General features: G+C 36.5%; 1 protein-coding gene. It reads left to right on the top strand.

Annotation, left to right across the window (positions count from 1 at the left end):
- Positions 1 to 288: 288 nt before the first annotated feature.
- Positions 289 to 639, top strand: a complete 351-nt coding sequence (locus tag AC1DSL_RS18890) for a hypothetical protein (protein ID WP_477533428.1) — start codon at positions 289 to 291, stop codon at positions 637 to 639.
- Positions 640 to 836: the final 197 nt, after the last annotated feature.

Raw genomic sequence — 836 nt, 5'->3', positions numbered from 1 at the left:
CCATAAAGCTAAGGCTAAGATCACTGCTAGAATCCCTTTAAAAATATCTCTCATGTGGGCACCTCCATAGAAGTTGATATATATGTATTTACGAAAGAGAGTTATAAAAGTTTCATATCGATAATTTCATTTGAACACAATAAGTTTCTTCGCAGTTCGAGCAAAATGTGCAATAGAAGAAAAGGATCTTCTTCAACTAACGGGGCAGGTTAGTTGAAGAAGGTTACTTGAAGATTGTGGAGAATATGTAAATAGAGGAAAGAAGATAGGAGAGGAAGGGTACGTAACTTGAAGAAAACAGTTGGTTGGACACTTGCTTTAACTACACTTTTAATCGGTGGAGCAATCTATTATTTCATAACAGTTTCTCTCTACGAACCATCGGAAGATTTATTCGACTTTCCTGTTCCTAAAAAAGCTGAACTAGTTAAAGAAAATGAACACGCGGTAATTTATGATTGGTCCAGCGCATCCGAAGAAAATGGAATCCCATTTGGGTATAAATTAGTTATCAAAGCGAATGGTTGGGAAAGAGTTGAGAGTTCGGATATAGATGCTTCTCCCCATTACTCAAAAGGGAATCATCAAATAAATGTGCTTTCTCTAAGGAAGCAATTGACCCTCATCATAGAGAAATAACTGACATTGAAATATTTAGAACCTTATTCAACTAACGGGTGCTTTAGCTTAAGATCGGAGCTGTCAATTAGGCAGCTTTTTCTTTTAACGAGGCAGGTTTGTAGGTACAAAGATTTTTCTGAAACTGAAAAAAATAAAATCTTGAGGGAGAGTAAAATGAGAGATATTCAAGATGAAAGCACATGGCCCGTTTGGGC

Source organism: Paenisporosarcina sp. P4_D4, assembly GCF_056401835.1.
This window is presented reverse-complemented; position numbering and strand designations above follow the sequence as displayed.